The following is a 19,836-nucleotide window of genomic DNA, read 5'->3' as shown; positions in this document are numbered from 1 at the left end:
TCAGGCCGCGTCACCCAGGTTTCAGCATAGCTCATCTCGATTCGCTGAACCGCGCCGGGTTTGCCGGAGGCTGATTTCAGATAGTTACGCTGCCATGGTCTGAGTTTCCAGAGTGGCGTGGTGATTTGCTTCGGCCTCTGCTGGCGGGATATTCCCGATGGGTTCCAGCGGGCGGCGGTTGTTGAACCAATCGACCCATCCGAGGGTGGCGTATTCCACGGCGTCGAAGCTGCGCCATGGTCCACGGCGATGAATGACGTCTGCCTTGAAAAGACCGTTGATCGTCTCAGCCAGGGCAGTGTCGTAGCTGTCACCGACGCTGCTGACCGACGGTTCGATGCCCGCCTCCGCCAGGCGTTCGGTGTATTTGATCGACAGGTATTGCGACCCGCGATCCGAGTGATGCACCAGCCCCGCGCCCGGCCGCCGCTGATGAACGGCCTGTTCCAGGGCATCGAGCACGGTTGCCCATTGTGGCGCCATTGGTTCAAGCCCAATGGGCGACGGCATGGGCCGTGCGGCTGACCCGCCAGCCTACGATGCGGCGCGCGAAGGCATCGATCACGAACGCCACATAGACGAAGCCCTGCCAGGTCGCGACATAGGTGAAATCATTCGCCATTGTCGCTCGGACCAATGGCGCGACAACGGCTCATCCCACAGCATATCCGGCGCAGGCGCGCGGAACTGACGGTTCACCTTGTCCAATGGGCATGGTTGTGCCTTGTCCGGCAGCGTCGTCCAGATCTTCTTGCCACGAATGACGCCCTTGAGCCCCATTTCCTTCATCAGCCGCGCCACCGTGCATCTGGCCACGTCGACCCCCTCCCGGCGCATCTGGTGCCAGATCTTGCGCACGCCACAGACCTTGAAATTGGCATCGAACACGCGCTCGATCTCGGGGCGCAGTTCCGCGTCCCGCTTGGCCCGATCTGAACGCTGATCAGGGTCGGCCCGCTTCGCCAGATGATCGTAATAGGTGGACGGGGCAATCGGCAGCTGCTTGCAGATCGGCTCGACCCCGAGTTCTCCACGGTGATCGTCGATGAAAGCGATCATGACTTCGGTCGGCGGTCGAGCTCCGCCTGGGCAAAATAAGCAGAAGCCTTCCGGAGGATCTCGTTCGCCTGCTTCAGTTCCCGGTTCTCCCGCTCCAGCGCCTTCAGCCGCTCGGCCATCTCGGTCGTGACACCGGCCCGCTCACCGCGATCCACCTCAGATGGGGTGGATGCCGCCCTTCCTCGACGGCATCGCTGTGTGCCAACGTCGTGGTTGTCTACAGCCACGAAAGAGAAAGGGAGACACCCATGGAGGAGGTTACAATCGTCGGCGTCGATTTGGCAAAGAACGTTTTTCACGTGCATGGCGCCCGCGCCGACGGGCACCCCGTGTTCCGAAGGAAGCTCTCGCGCTTGCAATTCCACAGGTTCATGATGGACCTGCCGCGGTGCCTGGTTGTCATGGAGGCTTGCGGCGGAGCGCATCACTGGGCGCGCGAGATGATCCGGTTCGGCCATGAGGCCAAGCTGATCGCTCCGCGTTATGTCAAGCCGTTTGTAAAACGCCACAAGAACGACGCCAACGATGCGGAGGCCATCGTCGAGGCAGCCACGCGCCCGACCATGCGCTTCGTGGAGGTGAAGACCGAAGCGCAGCAGGAGCGCGCCATCGTCTTTCGCGTCCGCGAGCAGCTGGTGAACCAGCGGACCGAACTGGTGAACACGCTGCGCGCGCATCTTTATGAGTTCGGCTATATCGCCCCATACGGCATCCATCACATGGGCCGGATCGAAGAAATCATCGCGGATGAAAACACGGACATACCAACCGCTGTTCGGGAGATCTGCCGCGGCCTGATGGAGCAGATCGCCGATTTGACCGTTCGTACAGACAAACTGAAGAAGCACATCGACGCCATGTCCCGCGAAGCCGAGACCACGCGCCGCTTGCAGACCATGCCCGGGGTCGGTCCGATCCTGTCGCTGGCGATCGAGGCTTTCGCGCCACCGATGGAGAGCTTCCGGCGCGGTCGCGACTTTGCGGCCTGGCTGGGTCTCGTTCCGCTGCAGAAATCCACGGGTGGCAAACAAAGGCTTGGAAAGATGTCGAAGATGGGACAGCGCGACATCCGCAGGTTGCTGATTATCGGCGCGATGTCGGTTGTGTACGGGGCGACACGGAAACGCCCACCCGAAGGATCGTGATTGGCGCGAATGCTGGTCGCGGTGGCCCTCGCCAACAAAATGGCACGCAGCATCTGGGCCATGCTGACGAAGGGCGAGGATTACAGAGGTCATCCGGTCACACCGCCACAGATGGCGTGACCCCTACACTGCACCGGGAAAGGCCCCGGTCGCACGAGTTGTGAGGAAGGCAGGGAACCGTACGGGCAAACCGATCGAGAAGATCGGGATCGGAACAACCAGAAAGAAGGCGAGAGCTCCGCGCTCGCATCTCAGATTTGGATCCGATCCGCAGATCACCATACCGGCCAGCGGCGCTTGGCAAGCCGCACAGAGAAGGCCTGACACAAGCACGCACTCGATCACACGCGCGAAGGTTCATTATTTTCCTTGCAAACCGGGCGGCATCCACACAAGCCTTCTTGACCCACTCGTTCAGCGTCTGCGGCGCGCAACCGATCTTCGATGAAACCGACAGGATCGCCGCCCACCGGCTCTCATGCTGCCCGGGATTGTCCAAAACCATGCGAACCGCACGCTCGCGGACTTCCGGGGAATACTTGTTCGTGGTCTTGCTCATGATGCTCCATCCTACTCACGAGTTGGAGCCTCCGGCAAACCCGGGGCGGTTCATGTGCGGCGGAAACAACTTGCCATGTCTCGCCAGAATCGCCGTCGTGGACACGACGCCAAGTTGGAGATCCTGAGATGCCCAAGACCAATGACGCCGCTCTCGCCGCGTTCATCTCAGCCAAGACCGAGATCGACGAGATGCTCGACCGCCTCGCCGCGCTCAGCGCCGATCACTTCGAATGCGGCCCCTAGGATGTGAACTGGGGCGATGTCGCGACACTGGAGCACTCCCGCGCCCGCCTCTGCGGAATCACCAACTTGGCTCGAGGAAGCCGCTGCTCAGGTCGGACGCTAAGCCGCCGCCGTCGCCACCCCTTCCAGCTGTATCGCGACGCTGGTGACGCCGTTCCCGGCGGCGTCGACCGCGACGCCGATGGGGAAGCGCCCCCCGACCGGGGTGGTCACTTCCTTGGCCTAGGTGTCCCAAGCGACCCGCGCGCCAGTCGTTCGAGTGCTGGACGCGCGCCCTTGCCTGCCCGCCCCGGTGAAGGGGAAGGGGGCCGGCCCTGCAAGGCCGGCGGGTAATCGCGCGCAGCCCGTGGTAGCATGCCAGGGCCGCGTCCCGTGCCGGGACATGGCAGTCGCGGGAGGGTGGCATCACCTATTTCCAGAGCCTTTCCGTCGCTGGCTTCGCCGCGACCGCGATCAGTTACGGCCCCGGGCGCATGGGCTTCGGGCTCTTCGTGCCCGAGTTCAGGTCGGCCTTCTCGATGTCGACATCCCAGATCGGATTCGTGTCGAGCCTCGGTTTCTTCGGCTTCTTCCTCGGGTTGCTCGTCGCGCAGGGCCTGCTCATGCGGCGGGGGCCGCAGGTGCCCGTTCTATCGGGGCTGATCGCCGCGACGCTCGGCATGTCGGTCGTCGCCGTGGCGCAGAACGTCTTCGTCCTGGCGGTGGGCGTCTTTTTTGCCGCGTCAAGCGCCGGGTTCGCCTGGACGCCCTTCAACGACGCGGTGCATCGCAAGGTCCGGGACGTCGACCGGCCGAGGGCCCTTTCGGAGATCAGCACCGGCACCAGCGTCGGGATCGCGGCGGCCGGTCTCGCGGCGCTGGCCATGGTGATGATGGGGCTGTCCTGGCGGTTGTGCTGGACGGGCTTCGCGGTCACGAGCGCGCTTGCCCTGCTGGCCAATCATGCCGCCTTGCGCGATGTCGAGAGGGACCCCAACGGCATACCCGAAAAAGGGTGGCGCGAGCTTCTGCGCGGCGGGGCGCTTCCGCTCTTCGTGATCGCCTTCGTCTACGGGATTACCTCGGCGGTCTACATATCCTTCGCGGCCGACCAAATGCTGGACCGCGGCGGCGTGCCGGGCCTGCCCGCCGCGGCGACGCCGGGTCTCGTCTTCGTCGTCTACGGCCTTTTCGGGCTGGCCGGGCTTTTCACGGGCCGTGTGAAGACGGCCATAGGCCTGCCCTGGCTGTTGCGGTTCGTGATGCTGGCCGGGGCGCTGTCGCTGGCGCTGGCCGCGATCCTGCCGGACAGCTGGGCCGGGCTGGTTCCGTCGGCCGGGTTGCAGGGCGTGCACGTCATGATGACGAGCGCCGTGCTTGCCGTCTGGTCCGAGCGCCTGTTTCCCGCCCTGCCGTCGCTCAGTTTCACCGCGGCCCTTCTGGCCACGGCCGCGGGCAGCGTCCTGGGACCGGCGATCGCGGGTGTCGCGGCGGATGCCATCGGGACCGGCGCGACGTTCCTGGGTGTCGCGCTTTTGCCCGCGGCGACGGCGGTTCTGCTGCGCGACCGCCACGCCAGCGACCGTCCGTTGAGGGTTCCGGCCGCCATGCATGGCTGATGCGCGATCCTTGTCGCCGCGCCGCATCGCGGTCGCCTGGCGCGTTCCCGGAAACCGCCCGGCGACGCGACCGGCGAGGATGCAGGGCGGGGGGCGCGGGCGCGGTCAGGACGCGGCGTCGCCGTCGCGTTCGGCCTCGGCCTGGTCGGCGGCCCAGGCGCCCGCCGCTTCCACCGCCACGGGCGAGGCGGTGGGCAACACGCCGAGATAGCTATCGGTCTCCTCCGCCGGAAGGTTGGCGCGCTGCGTCATCCGGTATAGCGCATAGATCGCGGTGATGGCGAAGGTCGCGCCCAGCACCAGCCAGAACGCGAACGGGCCCAGCTCCTGCATCGCCCAGCCGGTCGCCAGCGGCCCGAAGATCGCGCCCAGCCCGAAGGTGAAGACAAGCCCCCCGGAGGCCGCCGGCATGTCCTCGATGGACAGGAAGTCGTTGGTGTAGGCGAGAAACAGCGCGTAAAGCGGTGTCGTCACGCCGCCCGCGAAGAAGGCGGCGGCCATGAGGGGCCAGAGCCCGGCGTCCTTCAGCCATGGCGCGTCGCTGCCGGCGAGCCATCCCATCGCGCAGGCTGCCGCGCCGAGGAGGGCCGCCCCGAAGATCAGCTTGCGCCGGTCCATCTGGTCGGAAAGCCAGCCGATCGGGTATTGCAGCACCAGCGCCCCGGCGAAGAGCATGGCGACGAAAAGCGCGACCTGCGACGCGGACAGCCCGATCTGCGATCCGAAGACCGCGCCCATCCCCGATTGCGTCGCGTAGACGCTGCCCAGAAGGAAGATCCCGATGGTGCCCAGCGGCGAACTCGAAAACAGCTTGCGCAGGGACATCGGCCGCGCCACCTCGACCGCGGGGACGGGCGTGACGGACAAAAGCACCGGCGCGAAGGAGACCGACACCAGGATCGATGCCCCAATGAAAAGCGCAGAGGTTGCCGCATCGCCCAGGGTCAGCAGCCCCTGCGCGCCGATGATGCCCAACGTTTGCGCGATCATGTAGGTTGACAAGATCTTGCCGCGCGTCTCGTTGGTAGACGCGTTGTTCAGCCAGCTCTCGGCCGCAACGTAGATGCCGGACATGCAGAACCCCACGAGGATGCGCAACAGCGTCCAGGCCCAGGGCTCGGCCAGGAGGGTGAACGCGATCAGCCCCGCCGACATGAAGCTGCCGAGCGCCGCGAAGACACGCACATGCCCGACCCGCCGGATCAGCAACGGGGTGAACCGCGCGCCCGACAGGAAGCCCATGAAATAGCCCGAGGTGACCACGGCGAGCTCTGCGGCGGAAAATCCCTCGATCTCGCCACGCAGACCGATCAGCGTGAAATGCATGCCGTTGCCCAGCATGATGAGCACGATGCCGATCAGAAGGGCCCACACCCCGGACAACATCTGAAACATGAGCCGCCCTGTCCTGTCGCCGGGAACCGCAATGCCCGTCCAACGTTGCACCCAGTGATCGCCGCCGCCTTCGCTGCAGCGCCGCATGTCCGATCATTTGCGACAAGGCGTCAGCATTGCGACCGGACCGGTGCGCGTCTTTCTGACGCGGTCCAACCCGCCGACGCGATGACCGAAGGCCATCACCGATGCCGCGGACGCGCCTGCGGTTGATGCGCGGGTGGATTCGGCGGACAAGGCTGCATCCGGAACTCGGGAGTCCGGGCAGGGTGAACGACATGAGCCGTCTCTTCGAGGACCTGGACGCCTGCCCGTCGCCCATCGGCGCGCCGGGCTTGCGGCGCCGGCAGGATCTGCGCCGCGCGCTGGAGGTCGACGAGATCATTCCGGGGCAGGCGTTCCTGATGACCGGCCTCGTCACCGCGCCGGAGCGTGCGCCGCGGCGGCTTGAAAGCGCGGCTTGCGGGACCGCGCGGCCCGACCGCCTGCCGGACCCGCGCTTTCCCGACCGGCCGGGCCGGGCATGGGGCGAGGCCCGGGCGGAGCCCGTGATCTTCGGCGCCCCCCATACCGGCACGCCGTTCACGCGGGCCGGCGCCCTTGCGCGGGCAGAGGGTCGATGACCGGGCGGGCCCACGTGCCGGTGCCGCATCGATGCGCCTGCGCCTGCCTGCTCTGCGGTGCGAAAGCGGCGCATTTCATCCATGCGGACGCGCGGGATTATTTTCGCTGTCCTTGTTGCGGTCTGCGGTTCCTGCACCCGGCGCAGCATCCGGCACGGGACGAGGAACGCGCCTTCTATCTCACCCACGAGAACGACCCTGACGACCCCGGCTATCGCCGTTTCCTGTCGCGGCTGGCCAAACCCCTCCTCGACCGGCTGCCGCCTCGGGCGTCGGGGCTCGACTACGGCTGCGGACCCGGTCCGGCGCTCGCCGCCATGCTGCGCGAGGCGGGCCATGAGGTGGCGCTCTACGATCCCTTTTTCGCCCCCGATCCCGCGCCGCTTTCCGAAAGCCACGATTTCGTCGTCTGCACCGAGACGGCCGAGCATTTCCATCGCCCGGGCGAGGCGTTCGCGCGCCTGCGCCGGATGGTGCGGCCCGGCGGATGGCTCGCCGTGATGACCTGCTTCCAGACCGATGACGCGCGTTTCGGGACCTGGCACTACCGCAAGGATCCGACCCACGTCGCCTTCTACCGCGAAGCGACGTTCCGCCATCTCGCCACGGAATGGGGCTGGACCTGCGAGGTGCCCGTGAAGGACGTGGCGTTGCTACGGCGTCCGGGCGGGCGCTCGGCATGACCAGCTGGCTGCACGAAGAACGCCTTGCGGCGGTTCTGGCGGCGGTGCGCGCGACCGGGGCCGCGCGAATACTGGACCTCGGCTGCGGCGACGGCGATCTTCTGCTGCGCCTGGCGCGGGAGCCGGGCATCGAGGAGATCGTGGGCCTCGACATCTGCACGGCCTCGCTCGACCGGCTGCGCCGCCGCCTGTGCGACCTCGGGTCCTGCGGGCCCCGGATAGAGCTGCGCGCCGCCTCCATGACGGACCCGGCGCCGGAGCTTGCCGGCATGGATTGCGCCGTTCTGGTGGAGACGATCGAGCATCTCGACCCGGACCGGCTGTCGCGGCTCGAACGGGCGCTCTTTCACACGTTGCGGCCCGGCGCGGTCGTGGTGACCACGCCCAACGCGGAGTTCAATCCGCTGCTGGGGGTGCCGCCGCACCGCTTCCGTCATCCCGACCACCGGTTCGAGTGGTCGCGGAGCAGGTTCCGGCAGTGGTGCAGCCGCGCGGCGCGGTCGGCGGGCTATGCCGTCACCTTCCAGGACATCGCGGGCCGTCATCCCGACCTGGGAGGCGCGAGCCAGATGGCGGTGTTCCGCTCCCCGTGCCCGGACCGGGCGGAAACCGTTCCGGCCACGCCCTGACAGGCCGCGAAAAGCCCGCCCGCGCCCCGCGGCCCGCGACGGTCCCGCCCGCATGATGCCGCTTGTGGCGCAGGGGGTATTCTGATGCATGATGTCGCGCATGGATGACCTCGAGATCTTTCAGCGACTTGGGCTCGCCCTGGCCATCGGGCTGCTTTTCGGGCTGGAACGCGGCTGGCACGAGCGCGAGGAGTCCGAGGGCGCGCGTGTCGCAGGCATTCGCACCTTCGCGCTGGCCGGATTGCTGGGCGGCGTGTGCGGCTGGCTGGTGCAGGCGACCTCGCCCGCGCTTCTGGCCTTCGCGTTCCTGGCGTTGGGCGCGCTTCTGGCCGTCAGCTACTGGGTGCGGCTGGAGGAGGGCGACGACCTGGGCCTGACGACCGAGGTCGCCCTTCTGCTCGTCTTCGCGCTCGGCGCGGCGGCGGTTCTCGGCCGGATGGCGCCCGCCGCGGCGGTCGCCGTGGTCGCGGCCCTGCTGCTGGCGATGAAGCCGCTTCTTCATGGCTGGGTCGCGAGGATCAGGCGCTTCGAGCTTGTGGCGCTCCTGCAACTCGCGGTGCTGTCCGTCGTGGTGCTGCCGGTTCTGCCCAACCGCGGGTACGGGCCGGGCGAGGTGCTCAACCCGTTCGAGATCTGGTGGGCGGTGGTCATCGTGGCGGGCCTGTCGTTCTTCGGGTACATCGCGATGCGCCTGGTCGGCACGCGTCTCGGCATCCTCGCGACGGGCGCCTTCGGCGGTCTCGCCTCGTCGACCTCGACGACGCTGGCGCTGGCCCGGCTGGTGCGCGACCGCCCGCCTCTCGCGCGCACGGCCGCGGCGGGCGTGGTGCTGGCCGGGTCGGTCACGTTCCTGCGTATCCTCGTGCTCGTCGCGGTGTTCGAGCCCACGCTCGTCGCGCCCCTCGCCATGCCGATGGGCGTCATGGCCGCAACGGGCCTCGCCGGCGGTACGGTGGTCCAGCTTCTGTCAACTCGGGATGACGGGGTGATGGAGGGCGTGGAGGGGCTCTCCAACCCGCTCGAACTGAAGGCCGCGTTCTCCTTCGGGGCGCTTCTGGCGGGGGTGATGCTGGGAATGCACTACCTTCGGTCGTGGCTGGGCGAGCGCGGGGTCTTCGCCGCCGCCGCCCTCTCCGGCGTCACCGACGTGGACGCGCTGACGATCTCCGTCTCGCGGCTGGTCGGCGGCGATCTCGCAGTGCAAAGCGGGGCGATCGCCATTTTCATCGCCGCGTCCGTCAACACCGCCGTGAAGGGCGGGATCGCCCTTGTCGCGGGCAACCGGCAACTGGGCATGCGCGTGGCCGGGATCTACGCGGCGGTGATCGCGGCGGGGGGCGCGAGCCTCTGGTTCCTGAACTAGGCGCCCTGTCCTGCACGGCCGGGCGTCACGCGATCGGCGCGTCGCTCGCACCGAGGTCGAGGCCGAGGATCAGGGGGTCATGGTCCGACGACCTGAAGGGATCGGTGGCGTAGAGATCCTCGATCTGGCCCGCGGTCTTGAAGGTGGTGTCGTAGCCGAGTGCCGCGGCCTCGACCGAATTGATCTGCCATTGCGCCGCCCCGGTCACCTGTGACGCCATCGAGGCATTGGCGAGCAGGTAATCCAGCGCGCCGAAGGTCTGCGCCTGCGGCGCTGCGTCCAGATCCACCGGGAAGCCGAACGAGAACGGGAACGCGTCTGAGGCGAGGAAGCGCGCGACCTGGTCCTCGTAGCCCCGGCTCTTCAGGAAGGCGACCGGATCCTCCATCGCGTAGGCATTGAGGTCGCCGATGACCAGCACGTCGCCGTCGCCCGATCCGGTCGGGTCGCTGCCGAGCCAGGCATCGAGCGCCTGGGCCGCCTGCAGGCGCGCCTCGTCGTTGTTGCCGGTGCCGTCACCGATATCGGCGTTGTCGCCGAACGGGCTGACGGACCCTTTCGACTTGAAGTGATTGACGGCCACGGTGAAGGTTTCGCCGCTGGCGATCTCCTCGAACGTGGCGGCCAGGGGCGCGCGGCTGGTCCCGGCACCGTCGAAGACCGGGGTGCCGGGATCGGCGCCAAGGGCGGCCAGATCGGCATCGGTCAGGATCTCGACCGTCGTGTCCGAGGCGAGGCGCACGGCGTTGCTGTCGTAGATCATGCCGACCATGATCGCGTCGTCGCCGACGTAGGGCGTGCCGGGATCGACATAGTCGTAGGCGGCCCCGGGCAGCGCCGAATTCAACGCATCCACGATGTACCCAAGCGCGAACTGGCCGTCGCCGTTCTGGTCGCCCACTTCGTTTTCCAACTCGATCAGGCCGAAGACATCCGCACCGATCCCGGCCAGCGCGGCGATCAGCTTGTCGGTTTGCCGCTCGAACTCGGCGAGAGAGTCCGCGCCCCGCACTCCGGCGCCCAGGGGCCCCGCGGTCAGACCTTCATCGCCCAGCGAGGTGAAGAAATTCAGCACGTTGAACGCCGATACCGTGATCGTGCCGCCGACATCCGGTGCCGTGTCCGTCCGCGGCACGGCATCGGCGAAGACGGGCGTCTGGGTCGGGTTGAGCCGATATGTTTCGTCCCCGATCCCCCCCGAGCCGCGTGAAAACCGCACGACGCCGGTGAGGCCCTCGACCGTGTCGCCGGCGCTCAGCGCGTCCGCGGCATCGAACTGGCCGGGTATGTTCCCGGGCGTGCCGGCGATCTCGAAGGGAACGGTCTCCGGGTTCTGGCCGGTCTGGCCGTCGTCGAGGACGAGCGTGTTCCTCACCTGCGCCTCGACGAAGGCGCCGAAGCCCGTGACGCTGGGGGAATTGGCCTGCGTGTAGGCCTCGGTCAGGCCGCCCGCGTTCAGGCCGATTTCGCCGAAGCGGCCAAGCGTGAACAGGTCGCTTATCGTCATCTGCTGCGGCACGGTGACCAGCATGCCCTCGTAGGCTTCGAGGTCGGCAATCAGCGCGCCGTCGCTGTTTGCAAGCACGCCGGCCACCGGAAAGGCGATTTCGGCCGCGGTGGGCAGCGCGTTGCCCCTGTCGAGGATCTCGACTGCCGTGATCGAGCCGATCTGGGTCTCGCCGAAGAACTCGGCGACGGTGCCGGTGACGCGGACCCTGTCGCCCGGCTGAACGTCCACGGCCGGGCCGGTCCCGTCGAAGACGAAGAGTCCCTCCGACGTGCCCGGGTCGCCATCCGTGTCCGCGTCCTCCTCCTGCAGGAAGAAGCCGTTCAGATCGCCGTTCGTGCCCGCGCCGCCGTCCTGGAAGTCACCGACCACGATGGCCTCGACCGTGACGCTCTGGCCCGCCAGCGGAGAGACCCTGCCAGAGCCCTGGATGGCCGAGATCAGGGTGGCCGCGGTCGCCGGGTCGCCGATCTCGTTGTCCCGGCCCGGCGTGTTCAGCGCCTCTCCCGGCACCAGTGTCCCTGGGCCGAGCGCCGGAATGCCCGCGCCGTCGAAGTCGTTGCGCACCCAGTCGGTCGGGCTGTCGGTATCGGTGCCGTTCGGAATGCGGGAGGCGCCGCCGACATCGAAGGAAACGCCGTCGTAGCCGGGAGCCAGGCTGAGCCCGCCATAGGTCAGATCGCCAGTGTCACCGTCGCTCACCGCGACGCTGTCGAGGATGTGCGCCCAGGGGGCGACGTCGAACACGCTGTCGTCGTTCGTGTCGAGATCGTCGCCGACCGCGCCGGTGAAGCCCTCGACGAGCAGAAGGCTGACGGTTCCGTTCTCCACGTCCTCGTCGGCCAGGAAATACCCGTTCGCGTCGGTCGCCCCGATCTCGATGGCCGCGTCGACGGTTCCCGCACCGCTGCCGTCGCCTTCGATTTCCAGCAGCCAGACGCCAGCGTAGTCCGCGTCAGGCTGGCCGAGCACTTCGATAAAGGCAAAGCTGTCCTCGCCCCTGTGGTCGAACACGAACTCGTTGATGACGGGATCGACCGTCGGGGTGGCGCCGTCGGATGTCCCGCTGACAGAAATCGTGAGGGTCGCGCGATCCTGCCCGCCATTGCCGTCGTCGGTGACGTAAGTGAAGACGTCGGCGGCGACATCGCCATCCTCGAGCGCGTCNGCGCCGTCGGATGTCCCGCTGACAGAAATCGTGAGGGTCGCGCGATCCTGCCCGCCATTGCCGTCGTCGGTGACGTAAGTGAAGACGTCGGCGGCGACATCGCCATCCTCGAGCGCGTCGACGTCCACGTTCGAATCGTCCAGCGTGTAGATCCACTCGCCGTCCGCCTGGACGGTCAGACTCCCGTAGGCGCCGGTCACGGCGATGCCGGTGCCGCCGGCGAGCGTGCCGGGATCCGCCGTCAGATCTCCGGCGGCGACGCCCGAGACCGACAGCGTGTCCAGCAAGTCGACGTCGCTGTCGTTGGACAGGACGTTGCCCTCCGCCGTCGCGTCGCCGGGCCCGGTTGTGCCAACCTCGATTACCGGGTCGTCCGAATTGTCGTCATCGGCGGCCTCGGGCGCATCGTTGCGACCGGTGAGCGTGACCTCGACCGTCTGGGTCGCGGTCTCGCCCTGGCCGTCGTCGATCGTGACGTCATAGCGCTGCACGCGCGTCTCGCCCTCGGCGAGCGTATCGAGATCCGCGTCGGCGACGGTGAAGTCCCACCCTTGCGTGCCGTTGACCGTATCGGGGGCGGTGGTCGGTGTCCCGACGAGCGCGAAGCTGCCGCGGTAACCCGTTGCCTGCGGGACGACGCTGGCGGTGTGCGTGTCGCTCAGATCCGCGTCGGAAAAGGCCAGCGCGCCGGAGAGCGTGGTTTGCGCCACGTTCTCGTCCGCCGCGCCGTCCTCCCGCTCCGCGATGGCGAAGACCGTCTCGTTCTCGCCGAACACCGGCGCATCGTTGAGGCCCGTGATCTCGACGAGCACGGAAAGGTCGGTGCGTCGGCCGTCGGGGCAGGTGCCGGGGACATGGGCGCTGGTGGCGAAAAGATCTACCAGGACCCTGCGGACTTCGCCCGCGGCGAGGCTTTCGAAGTCCCCGCCCGGGTCCAGGACCAGCATGCCGCCATCGATCCGCGCCGTTCCGGCGTCGGGCGCCTGCACGATCTCGATATGGGCCAGCCCCGCGAGCGCGGGAACCGAAGCGAGATCGACTGCGACGGGGGTGTCCTCGTCGGTCGCGAGTGTCAGCCCCGGCGTCACCGCGACCACGTTGACGACCTCGTAATAGCCTGCATCGCCGGTCGAGATCGCGTTGAGCCCGATGCCGCCGATCGGGACCGCGTCCTGCCCGAGCGACGGGAAAGGCGTTGTGCCGCCCGAGACGTTGTGCAGCCGCCGCGAGCTGTCACCCACGGAGATGGTCGTGTGCCACCCGTCGTCCGTCACGGTCGCCGCGGCCTCGAGCGCCGCGAAGGCCGCGGCTCCGCTGGCGCCCGCCGCGCCGCCGACAGCCGTGACCCGAAAGCCGAGGACGTCGAGGTCCTCGTCGATATCGAGGTCGCGCAGGATGTCGTGGCCGAAATCGGCGACGACGGTCTGGCCGTCCCAGATCACGTCGAAGACGAACACGTCCTTGCCCTCGCCGCCGACCAGCATGTCGTTGCCGGCCCCGCCGACGAGGAAATCGTTGCCCCCGTCTCCGAAAAGGCGGTCGTTCGCGCCGCCACCGTGCAACACGTCGTCGCCGGCGCCGCCGCGCTGGAAATCCACGCCCTCCTGGCCATAGAGACGGTCGTTGCCGCCGCCGCCGCGCAGCCAGTCGCCGTGTCGGCCGCCGAGCAGGATGTCGTCGCCCGTGCCGCCCGACAGGTCGTCGCGACCCTCCTCGCCGATCAGGGTGTCCGCGCCCGCGCCGCCCTCCATGATGTCGCTGTCGAGCCCCCCGAGGAGCAGATCGTCGGCCGCGCCGCCGTCCATGATGTCGCGGCCCTCGCCGCCTTCGAGCACGTCGCAGCCTTCCTCGCCGTGAAGGCGGTCGGTGCCCATCCCGCCCGTCAGGCTGTCCTGTCCCTCTCCGCCCTTTAGGACATCGTCTCCGTCCTCGCCGAAAAGCCTGTCGTCGTCCTGGCGGCCGTAGACGAAGTCGTCGCCGCGCCCGCCGTCGAGCACGTCGTCACCCCAGTTGCCGACCACCGAGTCGCGCCCGTCACCGCCCTCGATCGTGTCGTCGCCGCTGTCCCCGAAAAGCCGGTCATTGCCGCCCTCGCCGAATATCCTGTCATGCCCGCCGCCACCGCGAATGAGGTCGGCGCCCTCCTCGCCGCGGTCCTTCTCCACCTCGAGGGCCGGCACGGGCAGTTCGACCCAGCCGATCGGCAGTTGGTCGAAGATCTGCCCGCCATAGGTCTGGCCGTTCGCGTCGTCGGCCATCGCCCCGAAGCGGACATGCCAGCCGAAGGGCGCATCGCGGCCGAAATCGCCGTAAAGCCAGTCGCCCTGCGCGCCGCCCTCGATCACGTCGTTGTCCGACCCGCCGCGGATCCGGTCGACGCCGGCATCGCCCTGAAGCACGTCACGGTCCGCGCCGCCGTCCATCATGTCGCTTCCGCGACCGCCGAACATCAGGTCCTGGCCGCTTTCGCCGGCCATCCAGTCGCGGCCCGCGCCGCCGTCCATGATGTCGTCGCCCGCGCCCCCGGCCATGACGTCATGGCCGCCCGACGCCTCCCCGAGCATGTCCAGCCAGTTGTCCGACCCGAAATCGAGATCATCGACCTGACCTTGGCGGAGGTCGCCGAACATCTCGTCGTCGCCCGCGCCTCCCAGCAACAGGTCGTCGCCCGCGCCGCCGGCCATCCGGTCGCGGCCGGTGCCGCCATGGATCCTGTCGTGCCCGGTGCCGCCATACGTCGTGTCGTCGCCGGCTCCGCCCCACATGACGTCGTCGCCGCCTTCGCCATGCATGACGTCGCCGCCGTCGCCACCGGACATCCAGTCGGCCGCGTCACCGTCGGTGTCGTCGCCATCGCCGCCGAGGCCGAAATCCCCGTCATCACCGAACATCGCATCGGCGCCGGCCCCGCCGAAGAGAACGTCGATTCCCGCGCCGCCCGTCAGCAGGTCGTCGCCGTTCTCGCCATCGATCCAGTCCCGGCCGGTGCCACCGTCGATGCAGTCGTCCCCGTCCTGCGTGAGATTGGTCCCGTCGCCGCCGAAGAGCCAGTCGTCGCCCGCGCCGCCGGCAAGGATGTCGCGACCAATCCTCCCCTCGATCCAGTCGCCGCCCTCGTCGCCCTGAAGCCTGTTGCCGTTCCCGTTTCCGTAAAGCGCGTCGTTTCCCTGGCGCCCGCGCGCGTTGTCCGCAGCCTGGTGATCGTTCAGGTCGATGACGTTGTCGCCGTTGCCGGATGCTTCCCAGATACCGTCGTTGTAGTCAGGCGCGTCGGGGTCGTCGCCCTGGTACACGATCGGACAGACCGGACTTGCGACCAGCCAGCCGTAGCGGTCTGAGAACAACTCGCTCACGAAATACTTCCTCTGGCGAGGCCTCGATCACTCGAGGCCCATCAACGGGTTGCGGTCTCGATCAATCCGCGACGGCGACAGGCCGTTGGTATCGAGGCACACGAAGCGCCCGCGATCCCCGCGCGGTGCGCGCATCATGATAAGCTCGGCACACAGGGCCACCGCCCCCAAATGGGGGCAAAACGGACCGATGCGGGCATGCGGGCGCGCGATGCGCGGCTCGGGCCAACCTGGTCTTCTTGTCGTGAAAAATGCAGGGCGACGGCGACGGCCGGGGCTCAATCGCCCGGGTGCGAGGAAAAGACCTCGGTCGTGCCGTCGCGCCGGATGAGATGGACGTCATAGGGTTCCGTCCGGCTGCCGAAATCCATCCCCGGTGAGCCGAGAGGCATGTCCGGCACCGCGAGGCCGACCGCATCGGGCCGCTCTTCGAGAAGCCGGCGCACGTCCGCGGCGGGCACGTGGCCCTCGATGACGTAGCCATCGACCGTGGCGGTATGGCATGACGCCATACCGGCGGGCACGCCCCTGTCCAGTTTCATCCGCACGAGCGCGCCACCGAACACGTCCTGCCCGGTCGCCCGGAAGCCGTGCTCTTCCATGTGATCCATCCATGCGACGCAACAGCCGCAGCCCGACGTCTTGGCCACGTGCACGGTCTGGGCCGTGGCGAGCGTCGGCAGAAGCGCGAGGAGCGCGGCGGCCATGGAAAACGGCGCGACTTGACGTTGCATGTACAGGATCCTCCCATCGTTTCGCTGAACAAGGAGGATGAAGCCTCCAGTCACGGGAAGATCAAGTGCGAAAGATGTCGGGCCGTGGCGGTCAGGTCAGGGTCCCGGAGCACCAAGCCGCAGTGTGTCGGCCACGGACGATCGCGGGTCGCGCCGCTCGCCTCCTGCCGGTGGCCGGCTCGATCGAGGTTCGCGCCCCCGAAGGACCCGGTGCCGCCGGCGAGGAGGCACATGGCGTTGTCCGGCATGGTGCCGTCGGTTGCGGCGCAGGGGCGTGGGCCTTCTGCGTGGTTATCCGCGAAAGATGCCCGCCGCGCCGGGGCGCAGCGGGCAGGGCGCGCGCGGTTCAGGCCGCAGCGCGCGCCTCGAGCACCCGGGCCATCGTCTCGCCCATCGCGGAGGGGTTGGGCGCGACGGTGATGCCCGCCTCGGAAAGGATCTCCACCTTTTCCTGGGCGCTTTCGCCGAAGGCCGAGATGATCGCGCCGGCGTGGCCCATCTTGCGGCCCTTCGGCGCGGAGAGGCCGGCGATATAGGCCACGACGGGCTTCTTCATCCGCTCCTGGACGTAGGCCGCGGCCTCCGCCTCCTGCGGGCCGCCGATCTCGCCGATCAGCATCACCGCGTCGGTCTCGGCGTCCGCTTCGAAAAGCTCGAGGATGTCGCGGAAGGACGAGCCGTTGATCGGGTCGCCCCCGATGCCCACGGAGGTGGAAACGCCGATGCCGAGCATCTGCATCTGGCTCGCCGCCTCGTAGCCGAGCGTGCCGGAACGGCCGACGATGCCGACCCGCCCCGGCGTGTAGATGTGGGGCGGCATGATCCCCATGAAGCCCTTTCCGGGCGAGATGACGCCCGCGCAGTTGGGCCCGATGAGGCGCATCTTGCGCTCGCGCGGGTAGCGGCGGAGGAAGCGCTTCACTTCCATCATGTCCTGCGCGGGGATCCCGTCGGTTACGCAGACCGCCGTGCGGATGCCGGCGTCGGCGGCCTCCATGATCGCGTCGGCGGCGAAGGGGGGTGGCACGAAGACGAGGCTCGCCTCGGCGCCCGTGGCCGCCACCGCGGCGCGCACCGTGTCGAAGACCGGGCGGCCCAGCACCTCGTCGCCGCCCTTGCCGGGCGTGACGCCGGCCACGACGTTGGTGCCGTGGGCGATCATCTCCTCTGCGTGGAAGCGGCCGATGCGGCCGGACATCCCCTGCACCAGGACTTTCGTGGTGTCGTCGATCAGAATGGCCATGGCGTCCTCCCTCAGGCGGCTAGCTTGGTGCGGGCGGCGACGGCCTTCTCGGCGGCGTCGGCCAGCGTGTCCGCGGTGACGAGTGGCAGGCCGGACTCGGCGAGGATGCGCCGGCCCTCCTCGACGTTGGTGCCCGAAAGCCGCACGCCGACGGGCAGCGTGAGCCCCTCGGAGCGGTAGGCCTGCACCACGCCCTCGGCCACCCAGTCGCAGCGGTTGATGCCCGCGAAGATGTTGACGAGGATCACGCTCACGTTGCGGTCGGCGAGCACGGTGCGGAAGGCGCGGCACACGCGCTCGGGGCTCGCGCCGCCGCCGATGTCGAGGAAGTTGGCGGGCTCGCCCCCGGCGAGCTTGATCATGTCCATCGTCGCCATGGCGAGGCCGGCGCCGTTGATGATGCAGCCGATGTCGCCATCGAGACCCACATAGGCCAGCCCGTTGTCGGCGGCCATGCATTCCCGCGCGTCCTCCTGCGAGGGATCGCGCAGTTCGGCGATCTGGGGGCGGCGGAAAAGCGCGTTGGTGTCGAAGCTCATCTTGCCGTCGAGCGCGACGAGCTCGCCCGTGCCGGTGATGACGAGGGGGTTGATCTCGACCATCGTGGCGTCGAGTTCGCGGTAGGCGCGGTAACAGGCCTTGAGCGTGGTGACCATCTGCGCGACGAGCCCGCCCTCGAGCCCGAGCGCGAAGGCCAGCTCGCGTGCCTGGAACTCGCACAGTCCGGTGGCGGGGTCGATCGCCATGCGGCGGAGCGAGTCCGGATCCGTCTCGGCCAGATCCTCGATCTCCATCCCGCCATGCCCCGACGCCACGATCATGATCCGCTCCGACTTCCGGTCGAGCACGAAGCCGAGATAGAGTTCCTGCGCGATGTCCGAAGCGCTTTCGACCCAGACGCGGTAGACGCCCTTGCCCGACGCGCCGGTCTGCTTGGTGACGAGCTGCTTGCCGAAGAGCGTGGCGGCGAAGTCGCGCACCTCCTCCTCCGAGCGGCAGAGCTTCACGCCGCCCGCCTCTCCGCGCCCGCCGGAATGGATCTGCGCCTTCACCACCCATGCGTCGCCGCCAAGCTCGCGGGCGCGATACCCGGCCTGCTCGGGGCTGTAGGCCAGCCCGCCGCGGGGCACCGGCACGCCGAAGCGGTTCAGGATCTCCTTGGCCTGATATTCGTGAATGTCCATGGGTCTCCTCCGGGTGATGCTTGGACAGGCGGTGCCGGCCCGGCGGATACCGCCGGTTCGGGCCCGATCGTTTCGGATGACGGCGCCGACCTCGCGGCGCCGGGCTTACTCGGCGGCCACGCGCAGTTCCGCGCCGGCCTGGCCGGCGAACCACGCCTGCGCCGCGCCCACGCCGCGGCCGAACTCCACCTTCATCCCCGCCTCGGCGAGCGAGAGTTCGGTGACGCCGAGGGCGGTGAGGATCATGCCCTCGTTCAGGTCGCCCAGGTGGCCGATGCGGAACACCTTTCCGGCGAGCCGGGCGAGGCCCGAGCCGAGCGAGGTGTTGTATTTCGTGTAGGCCGCGGCGATCACGTCGCGCGCGTCGATCTCCTGCGGGACGCGGATCGCGCTGACGGTGTCGGAATAGAGCGAGGGATGCTCTGCCACGAGCTCGAGGCCCATCGCATGCACGCCGCGGCGGACGCCTTCGGCTAGGCGGTGATGGCGCGCCACGACGTTGTCGAGCCCCTCGGCGAAGATCCGGTCGAGCGAGCGGCGCATGCCGTGGAAAAGCTGCGTCGGCGGCGTGTAGGGGAAATATCCGCCCTCGTTCATCTTCACCATGTCCGCGAATTCGAAATAGGCGCGGCGCATCGTGGAGGTTTTCGAGGCTTCCATCGCCTTTTCCGAGACGCCGAGGATGCCGAGCCCTGCGGGCAGCATCAGGCCCTTCTGCGAGCCGGTCACGGCGAGGTCCACGCCCCAGTCGTCCATGCGGAAATCGATCGAGCCGATGGAGGAGACGCCGTCCACGAAGAGAAGCGCATCGTGGAAACACTCGTCGAGGGCGCGGCGCACCGCGGCCACGTCCGAGGTGACCCCGGTCGCGGTCTCGTTGTGGGTGACGAACACGGCCTTGATCCGGCCTTCGCGGTCGCGGCCGAGGCGGCGGGCGTATTCCTTGACCGGGCATCCGGCGCCCCAGGGCACGTCGATCACCTCGACGTCGAGGCCGAGGCGCTGGGCCATCTCCACCCAGAGGGTCGAGAACTGCCCGTAGCGCGACATCAGCACCTTGTCGCCGGGGTTGAGCGTGTTGGTGATCGCCGCCTCCCAGGCACCGGTGCCCGAGCCCGGGAACATCATCACGCGCCCCGCCTCCGTTCGCAGGACCTTTTTCAGCCCGGTGAAGAGATCGAGCGTCAGCTCGCCGAAATCGGGCGCGCGCATGTCCTGCATGGGCACGTTCATCGCCTGCCGGACGTCCTCGGGAACGTTCGTCGGGCCGGGAATGAAGAGATGGGTCTGTCCAGTGCGCATCGGGTCGCCTCCAGCGGGAATCTGTCTTTCGAGCCGGACACTGCCA

Annotated in this window: 11 protein-coding genes, 3 pseudogenes and 1 other annotated feature; of the genes and pseudogenes, 6 read left to right on the top strand and 8 right to left on the bottom strand. The window is 68.3% G+C overall.

Annotated features, from left to right (window positions below):
- Positions 1–84 precede the first annotated feature (84 nt).
- Positions 85–1,220, bottom strand: a pseudogene (locus AB6A65_RS14620) (IS3 family transposase); the annotation flags it as partial.
- Positions 985–1,101: a sequence feature (AL1L pseudoknot), on the bottom strand. Its footprint overlaps the pseudogene before it by 117 nt.
- A gap of 87 nt (positions 1,221–1,307) precedes the next feature.
- On the opposite strand from AB6A65_RS14620, the pseudogene AB6A65_RS14615 reads away from it, so the two are divergent.
- Positions 1,308–2,324 (top strand): annotated as a pseudogene (locus tag AB6A65_RS14615) (IS110 family transposase).
- Between the two features lie 262 nt (positions 2,325–2,586).
- Here the strand turns inward: AB6A65_RS14615 and AB6A65_RS14610 are convergent.
- Positions 2,587–2,763 (bottom strand): annotated as a pseudogene (locus AB6A65_RS14610) (transposase); the annotation flags it as partial.
- A 649-nt stretch (positions 2,764–3,412) separates the two neighbouring features.
- On the opposite strand from AB6A65_RS14610, the gene AB6A65_RS14605 reads away from it, so the two are divergent.
- Positions 3,413–4,606, top strand: coding sequence for an MFS transporter (locus AB6A65_RS14605; protein WP_371039132.1), 1,194 nt, complete (start codon positions 3,413–3,415; stop codon positions 4,604–4,606).
- Positions 4,607–4,711: 105 nt separating this feature from the next.
- Here the strand turns inward: AB6A65_RS14605 and AB6A65_RS14600 are convergent, their stop codons facing one another.
- Positions 4,712–6,001, bottom strand: coding sequence for an MFS transporter (locus AB6A65_RS14600; RefSeq protein ID WP_371039125.1), 1,290 nt, complete (start codon positions 5,999–6,001; stop codon positions 4,712–4,714).
- A gap of 278 nt (positions 6,002–6,279) precedes the next feature.
- On the opposite strand from AB6A65_RS14600, the gene AB6A65_RS14595 reads away from it, so the two are divergent.
- The 4 genes from AB6A65_RS14595 (at position 6,280) to AB6A65_RS14580 (ending at position 9,299) form a co-directional block, all read left to right on the top strand.
- The gene (locus tag AB6A65_RS14595; RefSeq protein WP_371039124.1) at positions 6,280–6,624 is read left to right on the top strand and encodes a hypothetical protein; all 345 of its coding nucleotides are present in this window, start codon (positions 6,280–6,282) and stop codon (positions 6,622–6,624) included.
- Entirely contained in the window at positions 6,621–7,307 is a 687-nt protein-coding gene (locus tag AB6A65_RS14590) for a class I SAM-dependent methyltransferase (protein WP_371039123.1), read from the top strand. The genes AB6A65_RS14595 and AB6A65_RS14590 overlap by 4 nt, the downstream gene beginning before the upstream one ends.
- On the top strand, positions 7,304–7,936 hold the full coding sequence (locus AB6A65_RS14585; protein ID WP_371039122.1) for a methyltransferase domain-containing protein: 633 nt from the start codon (positions 7,304–7,306) through the stop codon (positions 7,934–7,936). The genes AB6A65_RS14590 and AB6A65_RS14585 overlap by 4 nt, the downstream gene beginning before the upstream one ends.
- A gap of 100 nt (positions 7,937–8,036) precedes the next feature.
- Positions 8,037–9,299: an MgtC/SapB family protein gene (locus AB6A65_RS14580; RefSeq protein WP_371039121.1), complete on the top strand. Its 1,263-nt coding sequence runs from the start codon at positions 8,037–8,039 to the stop codon at positions 9,297–9,299.
- Positions 9,300–9,324: 25 nt separating this feature from the next.
- Here the strand turns inward: AB6A65_RS14580 and AB6A65_RS14575 are convergent, their stop codons facing one another.
- The 5 genes from AB6A65_RS14575 to AB6A65_RS14555 all read right to left on the bottom strand — a co-directional run bounded on the left by AB6A65_RS14575 (position 9,325) and on the right by AB6A65_RS14555 (position 19,790).
- Positions 9,325–15,327, bottom strand: a complete 6,003-nt coding sequence (locus AB6A65_RS14575; RefSeq protein ID WP_371039120.1) for an ExeM/NucH family extracellular endonuclease — start codon at positions 15,325–15,327, stop codon at positions 9,325–9,327.
- Between the two features lie 278 nt (positions 15,328–15,605).
- Positions 15,606–16,061 carry a DUF411 domain-containing protein gene (locus AB6A65_RS14570; protein ID WP_371039119.1) on the bottom strand — a complete coding sequence of 152 codons (456 nt, stop codon included), beginning with the start codon at positions 16,059–16,061 and terminating at the stop codon, positions 15,606–15,608.
- 346 nt (positions 16,062–16,407) lie between these two features.
- A complete protein-coding gene (gene sucD / locus AB6A65_RS14565; protein ID WP_371039118.1) occupies positions 16,408–17,304 on the bottom strand; it encodes a succinate--CoA ligase subunit alpha in 897 nt (298 codons plus the stop codon).
- A gap of 11 nt (positions 17,305–17,315) precedes the next feature.
- Positions 17,316–18,488, bottom strand: a complete 1,173-nt coding sequence (locus tag AB6A65_RS14560) for a malate--CoA ligase subunit beta (protein WP_371039117.1) — start codon at positions 18,486–18,488, stop codon at positions 17,316–17,318.
- 105 nt (positions 18,489–18,593) lie between these two features.
- Positions 18,594–19,790: an aminotransferase class V-fold PLP-dependent enzyme gene (locus AB6A65_RS14555; RefSeq protein WP_371039116.1), complete on the bottom strand. Its 1,197-nt coding sequence runs from the start codon at positions 19,788–19,790 to the stop codon at positions 18,594–18,596.
- Positions 19,791–19,836: the final 46 nt, after the last annotated feature.

This window comes from Rhodosalinus sp. FB01, from assembly GCF_041365715.1.
Lineage (GTDB): Bacteria > Pseudomonadota > Alphaproteobacteria > Rhodobacterales > Rhodobacteraceae > Rhodosalinus.
This window is presented reverse-complemented; position numbering and strand designations above follow the sequence as displayed.